Annotated in this window: 22 protein-coding genes; 13 read left to right on the plus strand and 9 right to left on the minus strand. The window is 65.3% G+C overall.

The genetic code is table 11. The annotated features are described in order from the left end of the window. Window positions 1–3 precede the first annotated feature (3 nt). From ACMT3I_RS10450 to ACMT3I_RS10465, 4 genes are all read left to right on the plus strand, one after another. Window positions 4–906, plus strand: coding sequence for an ABC transporter ATP-binding protein (locus ACMT3I_RS10450; protein ID WP_414804426.1), 903 nt, complete (start codon window positions 4–6; stop codon window positions 904–906). Continuing rightward, window positions 903–1,715 carry an ABC transporter permease gene (locus ACMT3I_RS10455; RefSeq protein WP_414804427.1) on the plus strand — a complete coding sequence of 271 codons (813 nt, stop codon included), beginning with the start codon at window positions 903–905 and terminating at the stop codon, window positions 1,713–1,715. Before ACMT3I_RS10450 ends, ACMT3I_RS10455 begins: the two co-directional genes overlap by 4 nt. A gap of 228 nt (window positions 1,716–1,943) precedes the next feature. Beyond that, window positions 1,944–3,131: a sensor histidine kinase gene (locus tag ACMT3I_RS10460; protein ID WP_414804428.1), complete on the plus strand. Its 1,188-nt coding sequence runs from the start codon at window positions 1,944–1,946 to the stop codon at window positions 3,129–3,131. Next, window positions 3,128–3,751: a response regulator transcription factor gene (locus ACMT3I_RS10465; protein ID WP_414804429.1), complete on the plus strand. Its 624-nt coding sequence runs from the start codon at window positions 3,128–3,130 to the stop codon at window positions 3,749–3,751. Before ACMT3I_RS10460 ends, ACMT3I_RS10465 begins: the two co-directional genes overlap by 4 nt. 45 nt (window positions 3,752–3,796) lie before the next feature. On the opposite strand, the gene ACMT3I_RS10470 is transcribed toward ACMT3I_RS10465, so the two are convergent. Together ACMT3I_RS10470 and ACMT3I_RS10475 are read right to left on the minus strand one after the other, a co-directional pair. After that, window positions 3,797–4,486 (minus strand): LuxR C-terminal-related transcriptional regulator, encoded by a 690-nt coding sequence (locus ACMT3I_RS10470; RefSeq protein WP_414804430.1) that lies wholly within the window; start codon window positions 4,484–4,486, stop codon window positions 3,797–3,799. Next, window positions 4,483–5,904, minus strand: a complete 1,422-nt coding sequence (locus ACMT3I_RS10475) for a PspC domain-containing protein (RefSeq protein ID WP_414804431.1) — start codon at window positions 5,902–5,904, stop codon at window positions 4,483–4,485. Before ACMT3I_RS10475 ends, ACMT3I_RS10470 begins: the two co-directional genes overlap by 4 nt. Before the next feature lie 155 nt (window positions 5,905–6,059). Here ACMT3I_RS10475 and ACMT3I_RS10480 point away from each other — a divergent pair, with 155 nt between their 5' ends. Both ACMT3I_RS10480 and ACMT3I_RS10485 read left to right on the plus strand, forming a co-directional pair. Further along, on the plus strand, window positions 6,060–7,568 hold the full coding sequence (locus ACMT3I_RS10480) for a PspC domain-containing protein (RefSeq protein ID WP_414804432.1): 1,509 nt from the start codon (window positions 6,060–6,062) through the stop codon (window positions 7,566–7,568). Between the two features lie 10 nt (window positions 7,569–7,578). Then, on the plus strand, window positions 7,579–8,073 hold the full coding sequence (locus ACMT3I_RS10485) for a hypothetical protein (RefSeq protein ID WP_414804433.1): 495 nt from the start codon (window positions 7,579–7,581) through the stop codon (window positions 8,071–8,073). A gap of 23 nt (window positions 8,074–8,096) precedes the next feature. Here ACMT3I_RS10485 and ACMT3I_RS10490 read toward each other — a convergent pair whose 3' ends face one another. The 3 genes from ACMT3I_RS10490 to ACMT3I_RS10500 are packed head-to-tail and all read right to left on the minus strand — an operon-like array spanning window position 8,097 to window position 10,159. Beyond that, window positions 8,097–9,269 (minus strand): UDP-N-acetylmuramate dehydrogenase, encoded by a 1,173-nt coding sequence (locus ACMT3I_RS10490; RefSeq protein ID WP_414804434.1) that lies wholly within the window; start codon window positions 9,267–9,269, stop codon window positions 8,097–8,099. Between the two features lie 12 nt (window positions 9,270–9,281). Beyond that, window positions 9,282–9,716, minus strand: a complete 435-nt coding sequence (locus tag ACMT3I_RS10495; protein WP_414804435.1) for a MaoC/PaaZ C-terminal domain-containing protein — start codon at window positions 9,714–9,716, stop codon at window positions 9,282–9,284. After that, window positions 9,713–10,159: a MaoC family dehydratase N-terminal domain-containing protein gene (locus ACMT3I_RS10500; protein WP_414804436.1), complete on the minus strand. Its 447-nt coding sequence runs from the start codon at window positions 10,157–10,159 to the stop codon at window positions 9,713–9,715. Before ACMT3I_RS10500 ends, ACMT3I_RS10495 begins: the two co-directional genes overlap by 4 nt. A gap of 93 nt (window positions 10,160–10,252) precedes the next feature. Here ACMT3I_RS10500 and ACMT3I_RS10505 point away from each other — a divergent pair, with 93 nt between their 5' ends. Then, window positions 10,253–10,720: a GNAT family N-acetyltransferase gene (locus tag ACMT3I_RS10505; RefSeq protein ID WP_414804437.1), complete on the plus strand. Its 468-nt coding sequence runs from the start codon at window positions 10,253–10,255 to the stop codon at window positions 10,718–10,720. 694 nt (window positions 10,721–11,414) lie between these two features. On the opposite strand, the gene ACMT3I_RS10510 is transcribed toward ACMT3I_RS10505, so the two are convergent. From ACMT3I_RS10510 to ACMT3I_RS10520, 3 genes are all read right to left on the minus strand, one after another. Next, window positions 11,415–12,251, minus strand: coding sequence for a MetQ/NlpA family ABC transporter substrate-binding protein (locus tag ACMT3I_RS10510; protein WP_414804438.1), 837 nt, complete (start codon window positions 12,249–12,251; stop codon window positions 11,415–11,417). 80 nt (window positions 12,252–12,331) lie between these two features. After that, entirely contained in the window at window positions 12,332–13,093 is a 762-nt protein-coding gene (locus ACMT3I_RS10515; protein WP_414804439.1) for a methionine ABC transporter permease, read from the minus strand. Continuing rightward, the gene (locus ACMT3I_RS10520) at window positions 13,090–14,064 is read right to left on the minus strand and encodes a methionine ABC transporter ATP-binding protein (protein WP_414804440.1); all 975 of its coding nucleotides are present in this window, start codon (window positions 14,062–14,064) and stop codon (window positions 13,090–13,092) included. Before ACMT3I_RS10520 ends, ACMT3I_RS10515 begins: the two co-directional genes overlap by 4 nt. Window positions 14,065–14,302: 238 nt before the next feature. On the opposite strand from ACMT3I_RS10520, the gene ACMT3I_RS10525 reads away from it, so the two are divergent. Continuing rightward, window positions 14,303–15,067: an SGNH/GDSL hydrolase family protein gene (locus tag ACMT3I_RS10525; RefSeq protein WP_414804441.1), complete on the plus strand. Its 765-nt coding sequence runs from the start codon at window positions 14,303–14,305 to the stop codon at window positions 15,065–15,067. A 46-nt stretch (window positions 15,068–15,113) separates the two neighbouring features. On the opposite strand, the gene ACMT3I_RS10530 is transcribed toward ACMT3I_RS10525, so the two are convergent. Next, the gene (locus ACMT3I_RS10530) at window positions 15,114–15,905 is read right to left on the minus strand and encodes an alpha/beta hydrolase (RefSeq protein WP_414804442.1); all 792 of its coding nucleotides are present in this window, start codon (window positions 15,903–15,905) and stop codon (window positions 15,114–15,116) included. A gap of 135 nt (window positions 15,906–16,040) precedes the next feature. Between ACMT3I_RS10530 and ACMT3I_RS10535 the strand changes: the two genes are divergently transcribed. The 5 genes from ACMT3I_RS10535 to ACMT3I_RS10555 all read left to right on the plus strand — a co-directional run bounded on the left by ACMT3I_RS10535 (window position 16,041) and on the right by ACMT3I_RS10555 (window position 21,487). Beyond that, a complete protein-coding gene (locus ACMT3I_RS10535) occupies window positions 16,041–17,063 on the plus strand; it encodes a LacI family DNA-binding transcriptional regulator (protein ID WP_414804443.1) in 1,023 nt (340 codons plus the stop codon). A gap of 155 nt (window positions 17,064–17,218) precedes the next feature. Further along, window positions 17,219–18,511 (plus strand): ABC transporter substrate-binding protein, encoded by a 1,293-nt coding sequence (locus ACMT3I_RS10540; protein ID WP_414804444.1) that lies wholly within the window; start codon window positions 17,219–17,221, stop codon window positions 18,509–18,511. A 115-nt stretch (window positions 18,512–18,626) separates the two neighbouring features. Next, window positions 18,627–19,595: a carbohydrate ABC transporter permease gene (locus ACMT3I_RS10545; RefSeq protein ID WP_414804445.1), complete on the plus strand. Its 969-nt coding sequence runs from the start codon at window positions 18,627–18,629 to the stop codon at window positions 19,593–19,595. Beyond that, window positions 19,592–20,461 carry a carbohydrate ABC transporter permease gene (locus ACMT3I_RS10550; protein WP_414804446.1) on the plus strand — a complete coding sequence of 290 codons (870 nt, stop codon included), beginning with the start codon at window positions 19,592–19,594 and terminating at the stop codon, window positions 20,459–20,461. The genes ACMT3I_RS10545 and ACMT3I_RS10550 overlap by 4 nt, the downstream gene beginning before the upstream one ends. A gap of 15 nt (window positions 20,462–20,476) precedes the next feature. Then, window positions 20,477–21,487 (plus strand): aldo/keto reductase, encoded by a 1,011-nt coding sequence (locus tag ACMT3I_RS10555; protein ID WP_414804447.1) that lies wholly within the window; start codon window positions 20,477–20,479, stop codon window positions 21,485–21,487. The last annotated feature ends 17 nt before the right edge of the window (window positions 21,488–21,504 follow it).

The following is a 21,504-nucleotide window of genomic DNA, read 5'->3' on the forward strand; positions in this document are numbered from 1 at the left end:
ACTATGAACGAGACATCCGCTCCACCGGTCGTGCGAGTACGCGACCTGCACAAGAGCTACGGCGGCGCTGTTGCCGTCGACGGCATCAGCTTCGACATCCAGAAGGGCGAGACCTTCGCCCTTCTCGGGCCGAACGGCGCAGGCAAGAGCACCACCATCGAGATCCTCGAGGGCTACCGCGATCGCACAAGCGGCGACGTCAGCGTGCTCGGTGTCGACCCGGCCAAGGGCGGACTCGACTGGAAGGCACGACTCGGTATCGTGCTGCAGTCCAGCGGCGAAAGCGGCAACGTCACGGTCACAGAACAGCTCACCCACTTCGCCGGCTTCTACCCGCACCCGCGGAACGTGCGTGAGGTGATCGAGGCCGTCGGCCTCACCGAGAAGGCCAAGACACGCATCAGCAAGCTCTCTGGCGGGCAGCGCCGGCGAGTGGATGTCGCGCTCGGCATCATCGGACGCCCGGAGTTCCTCTTCCTCGACGAACCGACAACGGGCTTCGACCCAGAGGCCAGACGAGCGTTCTGGGACCTCATCCGCTCGCTCAAGGCCGAGGGAACCAGCATTCTGCTGACCACGCACTACCTCGACGAGGCCGCGCAACTCAGCGACAGGGCCGGCGTGATCGCGGGTGGGCGCCTCATCGACATCGGGGCCATCGACGAGATCGGTGGAGCGGATGCCCGTATCCCTGTCGTTCGCTGGCGCGACGCGTCTGGCACGATGCGGCAGGAACGCACGGAGGAACCCGCGATGCGCGTGGCCGCGCTCGTGAGCGAGTACGGCGGAGAGCCGACCGATCTTGAGGTGATCCGGCCGAGCCTGGAGGACGTGTATCTCGACCTCGTTCGCGCGGCAAATGCAAAGACCCCAGAACGCACAATCCAGGAAGAGGCCCGCGCATGAGCACCATCGCCCTCGGTGCCTCGCGCATCGGCTACGAGACCAGGATCTATTTCCGCGGCTTCGACACGCTCTTCTTCACGTTCCTGTTCCCCGTCGTCATGCTCGCGATCTTCACGAGTGCGTTCAGCACGGCCGGCAACGTCGGCACGGCGGCGGATGGCTCAGGCGGCATCAGCGTCGGCGCGTATTACCTGCCAGGCATGCTGGCTGCCGGCATGCTGCTGTCCGGCCTGCAGAATCTGGCCGTCGACATCGCGACAGAGAAGGGCGACGGCACGCTCAAGCGCCTGGGGGGCACGCCGCTGTCTCCGTTCAGCTACTTCATGGGCAAGATCGGGCAGGTGTTCGTGACCGGCGTGCTGCAGGCGGCGTTGCTGCTGGCCGTTGCCCACTATGCCTTCGACGTTGCACTGCCCACAGAGCCAGAGAAGTGGCTCACCTTCGCGTGGGTGTTCGTGTTCGGCGTCATCACCTGCGCGTTCCTCGGTATCGCGCTCTCGGCACTGCCGCGTTCTGGCAAGAGCGCGACGGCCGTCGTCATCCCCACCGTGCTGGTGCTGCAGTTCATCTCCGGCGTCTACCTGCAGTTCTACCTGCTGCCGGAGTGGATGCAGAACCTGGCCAGCCTGTTCCCACTCAAATGGATGGCGCAGGGCATGCGCGGTGTCTTCCTGCCGGAGAGCTTTGCGTCCCTCGAGCCGTCTGGCACGTGGGACTACGGCCTCATCGCGCTGAACCTCGGCATCTGGCTGGTCGTCGGCCTGGTGCTCAGCCGGGTCACGTTCCGCTGGATCCGCAAGGACGCCTAGGCCACGCCCCTTTCGCACCACCACCACCACCACCACCACCACCACCACCACCACCACCACCACCACCACCACCACCGAGAATCGCCGTTTCCGCCCAGAATCGCCGCTCCAACGGCGATCCTCGGTCGTTTCGGCGATTCTCGGCGATTCTCGGCGAGCGGATGCTGCACCCACGCCCAGCGGCGCTGACGCGCGAAACCACAGCACAACGAATGGGACACTAAGCACATGACGACGAAACGCTGGTGGGACCTCGCCGTCGGTGTCGGGCTCGTCGTCATGGCGCTCGTCGCTGTCTTCGGCTACGCCGCGTCGCCCGCGAATCGAATCGGAGCGGTCGCCACCCTTGCGGCAATCGGGCTCTGTTACGCACTGTGGGGCCGTCGCCGGCCGGGCAGCGACCGTCCGTCGGTCGTGTTCTGCGTCGTCATCAGCATCGGATGCGGCGTCGCCACGTTCTTTGTTCCCAATATGGCGACCCTGCAGGCGTTCGTGTTTCCCCTGATCTGGGTGCTGTCCGGCTCGGCTGCCGCCGGCATCGCACTCAGCGTGTTTTTCGCGACATCCATAGCAGTCGGCTTCGCGCTGGGTCTCGGCGGTTCAGCGGCCGTCATCCAGCAGGCCATCGCGATCGAGGGAATCTCGCTGGTGTTCGCCATCTCGATCGGCCTGTGGATCAGCCGCATCATCAGTGACGGCGAAAAGCATCGCACCCTGCTCACCGAACTCACCGCGGCCCAGGGTGAGCTGGCTGCCATGCACCGGGATGCCGGCAGCGCGAGCGAGCGGGAACGGCTGGCGCGCGAGATCCACGACACCATCGCGCAGAGCCTCACCAGCCTGGTGATGCTGGCCCAGCGCACGAAGTCTGAACTGGCGGCCGCAGGCGCAGAGGCGACGCCAGCGGCCGAGACCGTTGATCTCATCGAAGACACTGCGCGAGACGCCCTGACCGAAGCGCGCGCCCTCGTCGCCGCCATGTCTTCGGCGAGCGTCGGGGACTCCACGCTCACCGAGGCCCTGCATCGGCTGGCGGAACGCTTCGAGCGCGAGACGGGCATCCAGGTGGACATGACCGTCGCCGCGCATGAACTCGATCGCGAGATCGAGGTTGTTCTCCTGCGGTGCACCCAGGAGGGTCTCGCCAACGTGAGGAAGCACTCACGGGCGGAGGCGGCATCCGTCTCAATCGTGCTGGCCGGTGACAATGACAGCACCGGCAAAAGTGTGACCCTCACCGTGCTCGACAACGGGCGCGGACTCGGCGCGTACTCCCCAGTCACTGCGACCGGATTCGGCCTGTCTGGAATGCGTGACCGCGTCGGATTGGTTGGCGGCGACCTGCGGGTGGGGGCTGGGACTGCCGGTACGGGCACTGAGCTGCGCATTAAAATTCCGGTTGGAGAACCTTCGTGATCCGTGTGCTCGTCGCAGATGACCACCCCATCGTCCGCAGTGGCATCGTCGGCCTGCTCGGGGCAGCAGAGGGCATCGAGGTGGTCGGTGAAGCCTCCGACGGCGCTGAAGCCATTGACCGCGCGGCCGCACTCTCACCAGACGTCGTGCTCATGGACCTTCGAATGCCAAATCTCGACGGTGTCGCAGCGACCGCGCAGATCCTGGCGGCGACCCCAGGCATCCGCGTGCTGATCCTCACCACCTACGAGACGGATGACCAGATCCTCGGCGCGATTGAAGCCGGAGCGAGCGGCTATCTGCTGAAGGCGGCGCCCCAGGCGGAGATCATTGAGGGCGTACGCTCGGTGGCCGGCGGCCAGACCGTGCTCGCACCTTCAATCGCCACCAAGCTCGTGCAGCGAGTTCGAACGGATGCGACGCCCGCGCCACGCCTGTCGGCCAGAGAACTCGAAGTGCTTCGGCTGGTGGCCGCCGGCAACAGCAATCCAGCCGTCGGGCGCGCGCTCTTCATTGGCGAGGCGACGGTGAAAACGCATCTGCTGCACGCGTTCGAGAAGCTCGGTGTGAGCGATCGCACACGAGCAGTCACCCGCGCGATGGAGCTGGGTCTGCTCTAGGGCTGGGCTTGTCGGGCTGGGCTTGCTGGGCTTGCTGGCTGGCTGCTAGAGCAGCTTGCGCTCCAGCGCCCAGGCGGTGAGTTCGTGCCTACTCGAGAGCTGCAGCTTGCGCAGCACGGCCGAGACATGGGTTTCAACGGTCTTCGCCGAGATGAACAGCGTGCTGGCCACCTCTTTGTAGGTGTAGCCACGGGCGATCAGGCGCATGACTTCCTGCTCGCGCGCAGAGAGCCGATCGAGCTCATCGGTGGTCTCCGCCGTCTCGCCGGACACCGCCCCGAACGCGTCGAGCACGAAGCCGGCCAGCTTGGGCGAGAACACCGCGTCGCCGTCTGCGACGCGGCGGGCGGCCTCCGACACCTCAGCGCCTGACGAACTCTTCGTGATGTAGCCGCGGGCCCCTGCGCGGATGACACGGACGACGTCGTCGGCGGCATCCGACACACTCAGCGCCAGGAACAGCGTGGCCGGCGCGAGCGGCGCCGCCTCGCGAATGACCTCTGCTCCCCCGCCGCCGCGTCCACGCGGCAGGTGCACGTCGAGCAGCACGACCCGCGGCTGCAGCTGGGTGACGAGGGCGATGGCCTCATCGACTGTCGCTGCCTCGCCGAGCACGGCGATGCCGGCATCCAGCTCGGCTCGGAGTCCTGAGCGGAAGATCGAGTGGTCGTCGACGATGACCACGGGCAGGGCTGCCGGCGGCAGAGTGGGCTCCGCAGCTGCGAGGTCGGTCATTCGGCATCCGTTCCTGGAGACTGTGGTTCTGAAGACTGTGGTTCTGAAGACTGCGGTTCTGGGGACTGTGCTTCTGGGCTGTGCGACGCGGGCATCGTGAGCAGGATCTCGGTTCCTGAGCCGCCAGGGCCCGGCCGGACCGCTGCACTGCCGCCGACCCGGCGCATCCGCCCCAGAATCGATTCGCGCACGCCCAGCCGATCTTCGGGGATGTCGTCGAGCGAGAACCCGGGGCCGCGGTCGGTCACGCTGAGCTCAATGCCGCGAGCGCCGCTCTCCAGGTAGACGGTGACTGTGCCGCCGGCGTGCCTGGCCGCATTCAGCATCGCCTCGCGGGCAGCAGCGACGAGTCCCTCCGGCGCGTCCTCAGGGCCGCTTCCAGCCGTGACGATTTCGAAGCGCACCGCATGATCCTCTTCGATGATCCCGGCAACACGACGGAGTTCGGTCGCCAGGTCGACGCGCGTGGACTCGGCGCCCGTGAACAACCATTCGCGCAGCTCGCGTTCCTGCGCCCTGGCAAGGCGCGCGGCGTCGCTGTGGGGACCGGCCTTCTGCTGGATCAGGGCGAGCGTCTGCAGCACCGAATCGTGCAGGTGGGCCGCGATCTCGGCGCGCTCTGCCTCCCGCACCCGCGCAGCACGCTCATCGGCAAGGTCGCCGAACAGGCGGATCAGCCAGGGCGCGAGCACCACGGCCACGCCGATGAGCACCGCGGCGGCGGCAACGACAACCGTCCAGACGTTCGGCTGCTCCCCCGTCACGAAAAAAAGCAGGATGCCGACGGCGACCAGCACCAGGGCGCCGAGAATGCGCACCAGGATCGCGGAGGTGCGGAGCGCTGCGCCGCTGCGGAGATCAGCGAACTGTCGCCAGGCGAGTGCAACACCGGCGAGCACCACGATGGCCGGGATGATGACCGCCAGCGGAATGCTGGCACCGTACCGGCTGGCGATCAGCGCGACTCCCGCCGCGAGCAGGGCGAGGCCGAGCAGAATCTCGGTGACAGGGGCGGTGCGAGCGGATGCCGCGCTCGACGCTGCTGTCGCCGTGGCGTCAGACGCGGTGAGCGGTTGCGTTGAGGCCGCCGTCTGAGCTGTCGCCTGGGCCGCCGTCCGAGCGGAGTCCGCCGGGGAGAATGCCTCTGGCGCAGGAGTTGTCGAGGAAGCAAACGGCGCCCCGGCGGGCGTCACCAGACTGGCCTTCGGCAGCGCGGCAGAGCGGGCAGCTGTGCTGCCGGCAGCCGGTGTGGTCGCCCACAGCCAGGCGTAGAGAAGGATCCCCGCGCCGCCGCAGAACGCAAGGATGACCGTGGCCACCCGCACAACGTTCACGGGAAGACCGGTGTGCTCGGCGAACCCAGCGCACACACCACCGATGATTCGGAGCCGCGGCCTCGTCATCCGTTCGGTCTTCACTCCAGAATCAAAGCATGCCCGGCCGCTCTGCGGGAATCGAGGCCGGGTAATTCAGGGTCGGGCCGGGGATTTCAGGGATGAGCCAACTCACTTTCAGGGACGAGTCAGGGTGATCCCTGATAGCGAGCAATCGGCCACCACGCCACACTCGAATCATGACCAACCACACCGACAACAGCTCGGGCACCAGCCATGCAGATGGCTACGCGCAGATCACCCGATTCTTTGATTGGATCCGGACGCTCGGCCTCGTTCGCGGCACCGACCGCTGGGCCGCCGGCGTCTGCGGGGCCATCGCCGGACGCACGGGACTCGACCCGCTGATCGTTCGCGGCATCGTGATCGTGCTCGCCGTGCTCGGCGCGCCGGCCATCCTGCTTTACGCACTCGCCTGGGCACTGTTGCCAGACACCAGCGGCCGCATCCACGCTGAGCAGCTGGTGCACGGTGTCGTCGAGCCGGTGACGATCGGCATCCTGGCGCTGATTCTGTTCTCGCTCGCCCCGTTCAACCGCGGGCTGTGGTGGCAGGGTGCGCCCGTCGCCTGGGGCATGCCGGATTGGCTCGCCACGACGCTGGGCATCGGCTGGTTCCTCGCCGTGGCCGCCGCCGGCATATGGCTGGTCATCTACCTGCTGCGCCGCACGCCGGCACCCGACTTCCTGACCAAGCCGTTCGACTCCAGGCCGTACCAGACCACGGCAGCGGAGGCCAGGCCAGCGGAGGCCGCTCCCGCCAGCACGCAGGCGGCCGCCTCCCCCAGCGCATACGCATTCACGGCCGGTGCTGCCGGCACCACCATCCCGACCCCGCCGGCCGCTGAGCCGCACGCCGCCACCGTAGGCGGAAACACGGGCGCCTACTCAGCCGGGGCAGCAGGAGCCGCAGGGACACCCCCGCGCAGCACTTGGGACGCCTTGAACGACCAGAACCGCGCGTGGACTGAGCAGAACAAGCAGCGCCACCAGGGCAACAGCACGCACATGCACCACCATCGTCACCCCGGCGCCGGCTTCTCCGCGATCGCGCTCGGCCTGGCCCTCGTGGCCGGTGCTGCTGCGGCTGGCTTCTTCACGATCAGTGTCGAGGGCGGGCTGTGGACAGGCAAATCCCTCCTCATCGGACTCGCGTTCACCCTCGGCATTCTCGCCATCGGGATCATCGTGTCTGGCATCCGCGGCCGTGACAGCGGAGCCATGGGCGGATTCGCCTTCTTCGCCGCCCTCGCACTCGTCGTCCTCGGGGTCTTCCCGCAGGGCACCCAGTTCTCGCCATTCGGCTCCCCGAACTGGACAGTGAGTTCGAACAGCGCCGACGCCGTTCCCGGGTACGCGATCATCGCAGGAGCTCCGACGGTGGACCTCAGCCGACTCGACGACGCCCGACTGAACGACGGCCGCACCATCGATGTCTGGCTCGGATTCGGCGAGACCGAACTCATCCTGCCGACCGATCGCACCGTCACTGTGCAGAGCAACCTGCTCGCCGGCGCCATCGACGACGAGTCAGACCAGGGCACCACCCGTGCCTCCAATGAGCGCGGCGGAGTCTTCTTCCACGACTCCCGCACCTTCAACTCGGGTGAGGCTGGCGCCGTAACTGAGATCCGTGTCTGGTCGTTTGCCGGCCAGGTATCCATCGTCGATGCCGACACCGACCGCTAGGAGAATGCACATGACAACCTCACCGGATTCCCCGACCGAGCCGCAGCCGACCGATGGCGTGCCGAGTGACGCCGTGCCGACGGATGCCCAGCCCACCGTCCCTCAACCCACCGTCCCTCAACCGACAGACCCACTGGATGAGCTCTTCGCCCCGGCTGTCTCGACTACTGCCCAGGACGAGCGGATGTCGCCGCCACCGCCGACGCCTCCCACCCAGCCTGCGCCCGGGTCGGGGCCGGCCGCCTCGGCCTGGGCACCCGCAGGCAGCGCCGATCCGGCATCCGCTTCGGCATCCGCTTCGGCATCCACTCCCCCCAGCTGGCGTCCGCTGTTCGGCACCATCGTGTGGGGTGTGCTCCTGCTGGTCTTCGCCGCATTCATGGTCGTCTGGACCGTCGTCCCGACTGGCCCTGACCCCACGCTGTGGCTGCTCGGCGCCGTGATCGCGACGGGCCTGTTGCTCGTGGTGGCCGGAATCGTGGCAGCGTCCAGGCGCGCGGACTAGCCCTTGGTTGTGCGGCGGTTTAGCTAGAGCTCGACCCCGATGAGCACCGGCTCGGGCTGCAGGATGACACCGAACTCCGACGCAACACGGCCTTGCACAAAGCGGGCAAGCTGCGCGATCTCCTCGGCCGTTGCGCCACCGGTGTTCGTCAGCGCCAGGGTGTGCTTACTCGAAATTGCAGCGCGCGATCCCGGCAGACGGAATCCACGCTTGATTCCGGCGTTCTCGATGAGCCAGGCGGCGCTCAGCTTCACCATCCGCAGTTCTTCGACGCCCGGAACCGGACCGACACCGTAGTAGTCCTCGATCGGAATGACCCGGTCGGGGATCACTGATTCCTGCGCCCAGCGCGGTGCCGACTCCGGCAGCGTCCTGGCGAAGCTTTCGGTGACGATGGGGTTCGTGAAGAACGAGCCGGCGCTGGCGGTGTCGGGGTCAGTGGCATCAAGCACCATGCCCTTCGAGCGGCGCAGCGAGAGCACCGTGTCGCGCAATGCCTGGATGTCAACGCGGTCACCGAGCTGCACACCGAGAGATCCGGCCAGCTGCTCATAGGCAACGGGCTGACTCATGGCGCTACCCAGCACCGCGGACTCAGCGGTCGTGTCGTGCAGGTCAAGTTCGATCGCCAGCACGATGCCGCGCAGGCCCTGCTTCAGCGCGGACGTGCGGTAGCCGAGCTGTAACTCGTCAGCCGTCAGCCTGCGCACCTCGTACGAGTCGTAGTCGAGAAAATCGACAGCGGTGAGACTTGCTGCAATCTCCTGTCCGTATGCGCCGATGTTCTGCACGGGAGCCGCACCGGCCGCACCCGGGATTCCCGAGAGCGCCTCGAGCCCAGCCCAGCCCTGCGCCACCGTGTACGCGACCAGATCGTCCCACGGCTCACCGGCCTGCACGCGCAGGCGAACCCGGTCGCCGGCATCCGCAGCAGTTGCATCAGCACCCGCACCCGCATAAGCACCAGCCAGCACTTCGATACCCCGCGTCACGAGCCGAATGACTGTTCCATCGAACTCCTCGTCAGAAGCGAGGGTGTTCGAGCCGCCGCCGAGCAGCATCCAGTTCTCGTCCTGCGCCCAGATCTCGACGGCCGCGGCCACGAGTTCAGCTTCGGTCGCCGGTGCCACCATCGCCTTGGGCGCCCCACCGACCCGCAGGGTGGTCAGGTCGCGGATGGCAATCGGTTCGGTCATAGCGGGGTGTCCTTATGCCAGCGAGACGCGGGCTTGAGCCTTGCCGAGCACTGTCTGCTCGTTGAACGTGACGGTGAGGTCAATGCGCGCGATGGCGGCATCCGCATCGATGGCGCCGACCTTGGCGACGACGGTCACGACGGCGCCGTCTGTGCCGTCGACCGGCACCGGGCGGGTGAAACGCACCTGGTAGTCGACGACGCGAGCGGGGTCGCCAGCCCAGTCGACGACGGGCTGAATGGCCAGGCCCATGGTCAGCATGCCGTGCGCGAGCACACCGGACAGGCCGACAGACTGCGCGACATCGTCACGGTAGTGAATCGGGTTGAAGTCACCGGATGCTCCGGCGTAACGGACGAGAGAGTCGCGGGTCAGCGTGAAGCTGGCGCCGGCAACCACGTCACCGACGGTGAGGGACTCAAGCGCGGGTGCGGTTACGGCGTTCATTCGTCTCCCCTGACGACAAGAGTGGAGGTCGCGGTGACGACGTGGGCGCCCGTCGCGTCGGTGATGTTCGACTCGGCAGTGACCATCGAGTGGCCGCCGAGCGACTTGACGCTGGCGACGGTGAGCGTCGCCGTCAGCTCGTCGCCTGCCACGATCGGGCGGGTATAGCTGAAGCGCTGGTCGCCGTGCACGACGCGGGTGAAGTCGATGGCGGCATCCGGCTCGGCAAGCAGCTGCGCGAGCGTCTGCTCCTGCACCACGACGGCGAAGGTCGGTGGCGCGACGATGTCGGCGTGGCCTGCGGCGCGGGCTGCCTCGGGGTCGAGGTTGATCGGGTTGGTCGCGAAGACGGCGCGGGAGAACTCGCGCACCTTCTCGCGTCCGACCAGATAGGGCGATGTGGGCGGGAAGACCCGGCCCTGAAGTTCGGGGTTCACTGGCACCATTCGAGTGTAGTTGGACGCCAACGGCCTGCGCAGATGCCACCTGAACCGACACGGACGAACCATCGCCATTCAGCTGGCAGACTAGTGCGCGTGAAATTTGCGCGTGTTGGATTCAAATCCCCAGAAGCTGCTCCCCTTCTCGACGGACTCAGCTGGGAGTACGAGATGCGTTACGGTCCCGGCGATGCGGTCAACGACGTTCCCGCCGCCGAGTTCGATGCTCCGTCTGGCACGTTCCTGGTACTCCTCGATGGCGATGTGACTGTTGCAGGTGGTGGCATCCGTCGCTATGACCAGACCACGTGTGAGGTCAAGCGCATGTGGACCAACCCCGACTACCGCAGGCAGGGCCATGCCCGCCGGGTACTCAGCGCGCTGGTCGACATCGCAGGCACAGAGCTCGGCTACAGCCGGCTGATCCTCGAGACCGGCCCCGCCCAGCCGGAGGCGCTGGCCATGTACCGCGAACTCGGCTACCGCGAGATCGGCAACTATGGGCAGTACGAGAATTCCCACGGCTTCGAACTCCTGCTGAATCCGACACAGGCTGCCTCCTAGCTCCGCCCTCTGAGCTGGCTGGTGCCTGGCTTCCCTGGCTTCCGGCTCCCGGCTCCCGGCTCCCCTAGCTTCCGGCTCCCGGCTCCCGGCTCCCGGCTCCCCTAGCTTCCTGGCCTCCCTAGCTTCCTGGCCTCCCTGGCTTCCTGGCCTCCCTGGCTTCCCTAGCTCCCTGGCCTCCCTGGCTTCCTGTTTAGGGGTTCCGGGTTGCATAACTCCTGCAATCCGCCGGGCGTGCGGACACCTGCCCCGTGTTTCCGGGGGTCGATGAACCAGGTCAGCGGATTCTGCAGGAGTTATGCATCAGTACCCCTGTTCGCACCTGTGCCCCCTGTTGACGGGGCGCCTCGCCCCTAGGCCGTCTTCCTCCTGGCCGTACAGGCCGGGGTCCGGGTTCCTGTTGCATAACTCCTGCAATTCGCCGAGCATGTGGAAATCTGCCCCGTGTTTCCGAGGCCGATGAACCAGGGCAACTGATTCTGCAGGAGTTATGCATCAGCAACCCTGCCTAGCGAAGCGCTTTGCCTCTCAACACGCCACTTAAACCTCTCAACACGCCGCTTAACCAACGAATGCCCGACCAGCTGGTGGTCGGGCATCCGGTGATTCGAACTACGACGTGCTTGAGAGCGTCTGCAGCAGCGCGAATAGCGGCCGCAGCAGCAGCAGCAGCAGCAGTGCCTACACGAGCAGCGCGCTACTCAGCAGGAACGACGAGGCCACCCCAGGTCTTGGTCATGAACGCGGCCGTCTCCGGCGCGAGCAGCAGCTCGGTGAGCTTGGCGATGCGCGCGTCATCCTTCAGCTCCGGGCGGGTAGCCAGGATGTTGGAGTACGGGCTGCCCGCACCCTCGGTGAGGATCGCCTGGTCACCGGTGAGGCCAGCGGGCAGAGCGAAGGAGATCGTGACGAATGCTGCATCGACGTCGGGCACGGCCTGAGCGAGCGTGGCATTCTCGATCTCGACGAAGGCAAAGTTGCTCGGGTTCGAGGTGACATCGGCGATGGTCGTCGGCTCGTCGGTGGTCTTGATCAGGCCCTCGGCAGCGAGCAGCTTGAGCGCGCGGCCCTCGTTGGTCGGGTCATTCGGGATGGCGATCTTGGCGCCGTCCTTGAGCTCCTTCAGGCTCGACACCTTGTCACTGTAGAACGCAGCGCTCGGCAGGTAGATCGTTCCGGCGCTGACCAGGTCGCCACCAGCCTGAGTGTTGTACGTCTCGAGGAACGTGGCGTTCTGGAACAGGTTCGCATCGATCGAACCGTCGGACAGCGCGGCGTTCGGCGTGTTGTAGTCGGTGAACTCAACGAATTCGATGGTGAGGCCGGCGTCTGCTGCCAGGTTGTCCTGGACGAACTTCAGGATGTCGCCGGCCGGGGTGGCGAGGGCGCCGACCTTGATGGTGCCGAGGTCCGACCCATCTGCCGCGGGGGCAGCGGTGTCTGGCGTGGAGGCTGCACAGCCGGCCAGACCGACGAGAGCGGTGATGGCGATGGCTGCACCGGCGAGGCGCGAAGCGCGGGCGGAGAACTTCATGGGATGACTCTTCTCAGGTCGAGGCTGTGGGCAGGGAGGAGGTGCGGGTAAAACGGAAAACGACTTCTGCAAGCGCGAGGTCAGCTGCTGCTGGCGGCGGGTACGAGCACCCGCGAGCTGGTGACCTTGCGTTGTGAGCGGCCGGTGTGGGACAACCGGCGGGCGAGCGACGTTGCAATGCCCTGCAGAATCATGACGATGATGAAGATCACAATGATGACCGCGACCATGTGGATGGCGCTGTAGCGCTGGTAGCCGTAGCGCACCGCGACATCACCGAGGCCACCACCGGCCACTGTTCCCACCATCGCCGAGAAGTTGATGATCGAGGTGACGGTCGTCGACAGGCCGAGAATCATCGACGACAGGGCCTCGGGAACCAGCACCTTCGACACGATGTGCCAGCGGGTCGCACCGAGCGAGTCGGCCGCTTCAACGAGTCCTGAATCGACTTCCTTGATGGCAATCTCGACCATCCGGGCAAAGAACGGGATGGCGACGATGCTGAGTGGCACGATCGCTGCGGTCGACCCGATGAATGTGCCGACGAGCAGTCGGGTGAACGGAATGAGCGCCACCATCAGGATGATGAACGGCACCGATCGGCCGAGGTTCACCACGAAATCGAGCACCCGGTTGATGACAATGCCAAGGCGGCGCGAACCGAACGGCTTCTCGAACAGGCCGCCAGCTTCAGTACCGACAAGCACGATGCCGAGCGGAAGCCCGACAATGATGGTGATCAGCAGCGAGACGCCGACCATATAGAGGGTCTGCCCGGTGCCGACGAGCAGCACCTGGAAGAGTCCAGACCAGAAACCTGGTGCCGACGAATCGATCATTCTGATGCTCCCACGAGTTCGACGAGCAGTCCCTGAGCCCGCAGGTCCTGGATAGGCACGGCGTTGCTGCTCGGGGTCCCCGGCAGTTCGAGGCGGGTGCGGCCGGCCTGGTTGCCACCGATCGTCTCGATGACGGCGCCGAGAATACTGATGTCGAGTCCGTAATTACGCGCCAGCTGAGAGATGACGGGTCGGTCGGCCGTGCCGCCACTAAAGGTGATGTCGATGACGGTGTTGCCGCTGAGACGGGGAGCCTCACCGAGCGGGAACAGGTCGCGCGCCAACCGCGAGCCCGGCGTCGAGATGAGCGACACGATCTTGCCCTGCTCGACGATGCGGCCGCTCTCGATCAGTGCGGCCGAGTCGCAGATGCCTTTGACGACATCCATTTCGTGCGTGATCAGCAACACGGTCAACCCGAGCTGCGCGTTGATCGTCTTGATCAGGTCGAGAATCGACCGGGTGGTCTCGGGATCGAGAGCGGATGTCGCCTCGTCCGACAAGAGAACCTTGGGGTTACCGGCAAGCGCGCGGGCAATACCGACGCGCTGCTTCTGCCCTCCGGAGAGTTCAGACGGGTATGACGTGGCCTTGGCTGCAAGTCCGACGAGATCGAGGATCTCCATCGACCGACGTTTGCGCGTACTTGAGTCGACGCCCATGATCTCGAGACCGAGCTCGACGTTGCCCTGTACGGTGCGCGACGAGAGCAGGTTGAAGTGCTGGAAGACCATTCCGATCTTGCGGCGTGCTGCCCGCAGGTCGGCAGGTGACAGTGCAGTGAGATCGTCGCCGTCGACCGTGACGGTTCCGGAATCCGGTCGCTCGAGCAGGTTGATTGCACGGATGAGCGTGCTCTTGCCTGCGCCGCTCTGGCCTATGACACCGTAGATTTCACCCTCGGCGACATTGAGGCTCACGTCGTTCAACGCGAGGGTGGCGGAGTCGCCTGACCCGAAGGTCTTCGACACGTGGCTAACGGAAATCACGGTTCACCCAAGTTCAGAAATGAGGCGAGGTGAGTTGTTACCGTCGCTGTTTGATCTTGTCAATCAGCTATGTCAGAGCCAAATCAATATGACAATTTGTTGCAGAACCGCTCGTATTTTTGCATTTTGCACGGTGTCGTTCGTCGAGCTGAAGTGTGGCCGCCAACACGCGTACCCTCGACAAGGCGGCCGGAGGATCGGTTGCAGGAAGCAGGCAGCAATGTACGAACGTTTCGTCGTTATGGGTGACAGTTTCAGCGAGGGGATCGGCGACGAGCTCACCGATGGCCGGGTACGCGGCTGGGCGGACCTCGTCGCTGCCGGACTCGCAGCGGCCTCTCCCTCCCCCGTTGGCTATGCCAACCTGGCGATTCGCGGCAAGCTGCTCGGACCGATTGTTGCCGAGCAGCTGGAGCCCGCACTTGCGCTCGCACCCGATCTGCTCACCATCTGCGGCGGCGGCAACGACCTGATGCGCCCGAAGGTCGAGATCTCCTACGTCGTCGACCTTCTCGATCAGGTTGTCGAGCAGGCGCGCGCGACGGGTGCGCACGTGGTGCTGCTGAGTGGCGCCAACCCGAGCCAGCATCTGCCCATGGGCTCCCTCATGCAGAAGCGCGGCGACAAACTGGCCGAGGCTGTGCGCCCGGCATTCGATCGCCCCGGCGTCACCGTCGTCGACAACTGGGCTGACACCGAGCTGCGCAGCATCCGCTACTGGTCGGCAGACAAGCTGCACCTGAACGCGATCGGGCACACCAAGGTGGCGTCCAACGTGCTGCGCGCCCTCGATGTACCCGTGCCTGAGGCATGGGATGCGATTCTGGCCGACACCGCGTCTGCCCCACTCGGTGGCAGCCGCAACACAGCTGCGTACTACCGCGCGCATGTGCTGCCGTGGATCGGCCGCCGACTCACCGGACGTTCATCGGGCGACGGACGACTCCCCAAGCGTCCGGTGCTCGAACCGGTAGTCCTCGACTGACGGCATCCTGACCCTCGACCGCCGTTGCGCGCTGTTCCGAGACTGCCTACTCGGGCACCGACACCCACCCGTGTTCAGCCAGCCAGGCTTCGCAGAGTGCGCTCCACGCTTCGAGAGGTCCGTGGCCCGAGGCGAGCCCCTTGCCGTGATCGCCACGTTCGAAGACATGCAGGTCAAAGGGAATGTTGTGAGCGGCTAAGGCGCTTGCGTAGCGCAGCGAGTGGCTGACCGGCACGCCACCGTCATCTGCCGTGTGCCAGAGGAACGTTGGTGGCGTCTGCGCGCCGACCAAATACTCAGCGCTGAGTGCTCGCCGATTGTCGAGGGTGTCGTCATCGCCGAGCAGATTGGCGAGTGACTGCGAGTGCGGCTCGTGGGCCATCGAGATCACCGGGTAGGCCAGGATCGACAGGTCGACCCGCCCCTCGGCTGAAACCGGAGCGGATGCCACTCCCGCCGAGAGCAAAGCGGCGACGTGGCCGCCTGCCGAGAAACCAACGACGCCGATGCGCGTGCGGTCGATGCCGAGGTCCAACGCGCCGGTGCGGGCGGCGATGAGCACATCCTGCACGCGCTTGAGCCCGCTCGGGTATCGGTTCGGGTCAACCGGGTAGCGCACCACCAGGGCATTCAAGCCGATCTGCGACAGCCAGTCGGCGATGGCCGTACCCTCATGGTCTGCGTGCATGCGGTACGAGCCGCCGGGGAGTACGAGCAGCAGGGGCGCTGGTATCGAGACCGATGTCGAAGCTGATGTCGAGGCCGCTCGAAATGTCAGGTCGGCGTCAGTGAGCGAGGGTACGGCGGCGGGATTAGCAGTGTGAGACGTGTCGGTCATGGCGCAATCGTAGTCAGGCCAGCAATAAGTTGCATAAAGCCACAAATGATTTGCATGGAGCGCATCAATGACTTAGCTTTGATGTGCGCGCGATTCATCGAAGCGCTTAGACAATGCCGAAACAATGGAGTTATTGTGGCCAACATCAACGACGTAGCTCGGGTCGCTGGTGTCTCCATAAGCACTGTCTCGTATGCATTGTCGGGAAAACGCCCCATCGCGGCCGAGACCAAGACGCGCATTGCCCAGGCAGTGACCGAACTCAGCTATCGGCCGAACGCCGGCGCTCGCATGCTGGCCGGCTCCCGCACCAACATCCTGGCCCTAACAGCCCCGATGCACGCTGACACCCACCCGCCAGCGCTCATGGCATTCGTGCTCTCCGTCGTGACGGCCGCCCGCAGCTTCGACTACGACGTGCTCCTGCTCACCGAGGGCGAGGCCATTGCTGGCCTCCGTCGCGTCGCGTCCAGCTCTCTCGTCGACGGCGTCATCATGCTCGACGTGACTGTCGACGACGAACGTGTCGACGTCATCCGCGACCTGGGCCTGCCGACCGCACTCATCGGAATCCCGAACGACACCGACGGACTCACCTGTGTCGACCTCGATTTCGAAGGCGCAGCACGCCTGGCCATTGACGAGCTCGTCGCCCTCGGCCACACCTCGATCGGCCTGATGGGCCATGCCAACAACCTGTATGTACGCGGCTCCAACTACGCCCCGCGCTTCCGAGACGCATTCCTCGCCGCTGGGGCGGCTGCCGGTATTGACACCGCGTGCCACACCACAGAAGCCACGAGAGCAGGAGTCGAGGAATCGTACGACGGCCTGCGCGCACAATTACCTGCGATGACGGCCATCGTCCTCAACTGCAACGAAAACATCCACGGAATCCTGCTCGAGATGCTGCGAGAACGCGAGATCGCAGTCCCCCACGAGCTGTCGATCGTCTCTGCGTGCTCCAGCTTTTCCACCGATCACTTTGTCCCGCCGGTGGACGTCATCCCGCTGCCATCGCTCGAGTCGGGCCGCCGTGCCGTCGAACTCGTCATCCAGCAGCTGGGCGGATTCGCCAACCCGCACATCGAGTTGATCGATCCGGTCTACATCCGCAAGAGTTCAACCGCTCGTCCCTTCACCATCGTGACCGACTAGCGCGGCCCCTCCTCCATCAGCCCCACCGACTCAAACGAAAAGGACGCCCCCACAATATCGAAGCGCTTCGATGGCCAGGTCACGAGGCAGCATTTACGCCAGTTCAAAAAGTGGGAACACCACGCGGTGTTCGCCTACAAGGAAGTAGTTTTGAAATGAAGAAAAGCAAGTTCGTCACCGCAATTGCAGCCGTTGGCGTGAGCGCTGTACTACTCAGCGGATGCTCCGCCGGCTCTGGCGACAGCGATGAGAAGGTGACGCTCGACTTCTGGTCTTGGGCACCTGGCACCCAGGAGATGGTCGACACCTGGAACGCGGCCAACCCCAACATCCAGGTCAAGTACACGGATGCCGGTGGCGGAAAAGACTCCTCCGCGAAGCTCCTCACCGCGAGCCGCGCCGGAAACGCTCCCGACATCGCCGCCGTCGAGTACCCAACGCTGCCGTCGCTGATCGTTGCAGATGTGCCGCTGGACATCACCGACCTCGTCTCAGATGTGACAGACAAGTACGACGAGGGAACCCTCTCGCAGACCACCTTCGACGGCCACATCTACGGCCTTCCGCAGGACATCGGACCGATGGCGTTCTTCTACCGCTCAGACCTGCTCGCGCAGTGGGGCATCCCCGTCCCAACCACCTGGGCTGAGTTCGCCACCGCAGCAGCAGCCGTTCGCGCCGCTGACCCGACCGCATACCTCGCATCGCTCCCTGCAGACCAGTGGGCGTTCTACGCCGGCGTCGCAAACCAGGCCGGCTCCAAGTGGTGGTCAGTCGAAGACGGCACCTGGACCGTCGGCATCGCCGACGACGCATCCCTCAAGGTGGCCGACTTCTTCCAGGGCCTCGTCGAAGCCGACCTGATCTCGACCGACCCGATCCTCACCCCCGAGTGGAACGCCAAGGCCAACAGCGGCACCATGCTGTCCTGGCCGGGTGGCCTCTGGGCCCCAGGGGTCATCGAGGGCGTCGCACCAGACACCATCGGCAAGTGGTCCATGTCCAACTTCCCTGAGTGGACCGCCGGAGACCCGTCCGTCGCCTACCAGGGCGGTTCGGCGAACATCGTGACCAAGGACTCAGACCACCCTGAACAGGCTGCAGAGTTCATTTCATGGCTGAACGCCAGCGAAGAAGGCGCCGACCTGCTGCTCACCGTGCAGAACGCATACCCGGCCGCCATCTCCGGCCAGGAAACGGCTAAGTCCAGCGCTCCGCCGGCACTGATGCCGCAGCAGACCGACTTCTACGAACTCGCCGCGACCATCTCGTCGAACGCGATCCCTGTCACGTGGGGTCCGAACGTCAACGTGGCGGAGAGCGCATTCACCGATGAGCTCAACAAGGCCATAACCGCTGGAACCTCATGGCGCGACGCATTCACCGCCGTGCAGAAGATCGTTGTCGCCGATATGAAGAAGTCAGGCTTCGAGATCACCAACAAGTAGTCCAGCAACGCACCTCAGCAACACCCGCAACACCGAGCTCACTCGCGACGCCAGTCGCGTCGAGGGGGCCGGCGCACGCCAGAGCGCCGGCCCCCTCCTGAAGAAGGAAGAATCGATGACTGTCACCTCCGCCAGACCGGCGGCGCCACTCACGCGCACGGGTTCCGTCCCACCGCGGAAGCGACCGCGTTCGCGCATCCGCTTCGCCCCGTACCTGTTCGTTGGGCCCGCGGTTGTGCTGTTTGTGCTGTTCATGCTCGTCCCGATCATGTACGCGGCGTACCTCAGCTTCACGGCGTACAAGATTCAGGGCGGCGGCATCCTCGGCACCAAAGCGCTGGTCTTCGCCGGCTTTGACAACTACATCGCCGTGCTCACCGACCCCGCCCTCGGCAGCGGGTTCTGGCACCTCGCGCTATACGCAGTGATCGCCGTGCCCGTCACCCTGGGCCTTGCACTGCTCTTCGCCCTGCTGCTCGACACCCCAGGCGTGCGCGCCAGCCGGTTCGGACAGACCGCCATCTTCATCCCGTACGCCGTGCCCGGCGTCATCGCCGCCCTGCTCTGGGGCTTCATGTATTTGCCATCCACCAGCCCCTTCTCGTACATCACGAAGGCGCTCGGCTGGGGCACCATCCCGTTCCTTGAGCCGGGTGGCATCTTCGGATCAATCGCCAACATCGCCATCTGGGGTGGAGTCGGCTTCAACATGATCATCATCTACACGTCGCTTCGCGGCATTCCAGGCGAGATCTACGAGGCCGCACGCATCGACGGCGCCAACGAGATCCAGATCGCCCTGCGCGTGAAGATCCCCCTCGTTGTCCCAGCGCTGATCCTCACTGGAATCTTCTCCGTCATCGGCGCCCTCCAGCTCTACAGCGAACCCACAACGCTGAAGCCGATGACCGACATCATCAGTCAAACCTGGGTGCCACTGATGACCATCTACCGCAACGCGTTCCTCACCGATGACCTCCCCGGCGCCGCGGCGCTGTCCGTGGTTCTCGCTGTCGGAACCGTCGCCCTGTCTGGAATCGTCATCTGGCTCAGCAACCGCCGCAACAAGGGAGACAAGTCATGACCGCCGCCGCAACTCGCGAGACGGCCAAGCTGGCCACCAATCGCGGCAAGGTCTGGCCAACAACCATCCTGATGATCGGTGCGCTCTACTGCCTGGTTCCGGTGCTGTGGGTCTTCACCGCCATGTCGAAGTCGCCGAGCGAACTCTTCACGACATTCTCGTTCATCCCAGGCAGTGGCCTGATGGAGAACCTGGCTGACCTGTTCAGCTACGGCGGAGGACAGTACGGCCTGTGGGCTGCCAACTCGCTTCTCTACGCCGGCTTCGGCGGAGTGCTGTCGACGTTCGTCTCCACCATGGCCGGCTACGGCCTGGCCAAGTATGAGTTCAAGGGCCGCACGGTCATCTTCTACTCGATCCTCGCCGGCGTCTTGATCCCAGGGATCACCCTGGCCATCCCGCAGTACCTCCTGCTCTCGCAGGTTGGCCTGGCCGGCGGAACCCTGTCTGTGCTCCTCCCGCTCATCATCAGCCCGTTCGGCATCTACCTGTCCCGCGTCTACGCCTCTGCCGCTGTTCCGCAAGAAACCATCGAGGCCGCCCGTCTCGACGGCGCCGGCGAGTGGAAGATCTTCCTCCGCATCGGCCTGCCCATGATGCTCCCCGGCATGGTGACGGTCTTCATGCTGCAGTTCGTCGGCATCTGGAACAACTTCCTGCTGCCGTTCATCATGCTCAGCGACCAGAACAGCTACCCGCTGACCGTCGGCCTGTACACGCTGCTGTCGAAGGGCTCAGGCACCCCTGCGCTGTACTCGGTGGCCATCACGGGCGCCGCGATCTCCATCATCCCGCTGATCGCACTGATGCTCTTCCTGCAGCGCTTCTGGCGCCTCGACCTGCTCTCCGGCGGGGTCAAGGGTTAGGGAACAGAACAGGTCATGTCAGCACAGATCGAGCACGAGGCGGCGGTCCCCACGGCACCGCGCACCCTCGGACCGGATGGCCCAGCTGTCTCCCGGTTGTGCCTCGGCACCTCGTCCTGGTCGCGCGCCCGTTTCGGCGACGACCAGGTCACGGTGTTCGAGGCGATGCTCGACGCTGCTGCTGATGCGGATGCTGTTGCGGCGAGCTCCGGCGCCATTATCTTCATCGACACCTCGAATGAATACGGCGCTGGGGCCAGCGAAAGTTACATCGGCGATGCCATCCGTCGCCGCGGCGGGCTCCCGACCGGAGTCGTGCTGCAGACCAAACTCGATCGTGACCCCGTCACCGGTTCGTTTTCAGGCGAGCGGATGCGTAAGAGTCTCGATGAGAGCGTCGACAAGCTCGGTCTCGACCGATTCCCCATGCTGTACCTGCACGACCCAGAGCTGATCGGTTGGGATGAGGCGTTCGCGGTCGACGGACCGGTGCGAGCACTCGTCGAGATGCGCGACCGTGGGCTGGTCGACCAGATCGGCATTTCCGGCGGCCCCGCACCCATGCTCCAGCGCTACGTGGAGACCGGCCTGTTCACCGCCGTCATTACCCACAACCGGTACACCCTCGTTGACCGTTCCTCAGACCAACTGCTAAACGTGGCGACAGAGAGCGGCGTCAGCGTCATCAATGCCGCTGTGCTCGGCAGCGGTGCCCTCGCCAGATGGCCGGAGGTCGCACGCACCTACGCGTATCGACCCACGTCATCCGCTCTGTCTGGCGCAATTTACGAGATGGGCCTGGCCTGCCAGCGCGCAGGGGTGAGCCTGTCGGCCGCGGCATTGCAGTTCAGCACTCGTGACCCGCGGATCACATCCACCATTGTCGGGGGCAACACCGTCGCACAAGTGGAGCAGGCGGTGGCGGCCGACGCCGTCGACATTCCGCAGGAGCTCTGGGCCGAGCTTGAACAGCTCGTGCCAGACCGCTCCGTCTGGCAGGAACCGCCCGGAACCACCTGGCCTTGACCCCATTCGTTGCAAGA

The sequence above is a fragment of the Leifsonia sp. A12D58 genome (genome assembly GCF_047530025.1).
GTDB lineage: Bacteria > Actinomycetota > Actinomycetes > Actinomycetales > Microbacteriaceae > Cryobacterium.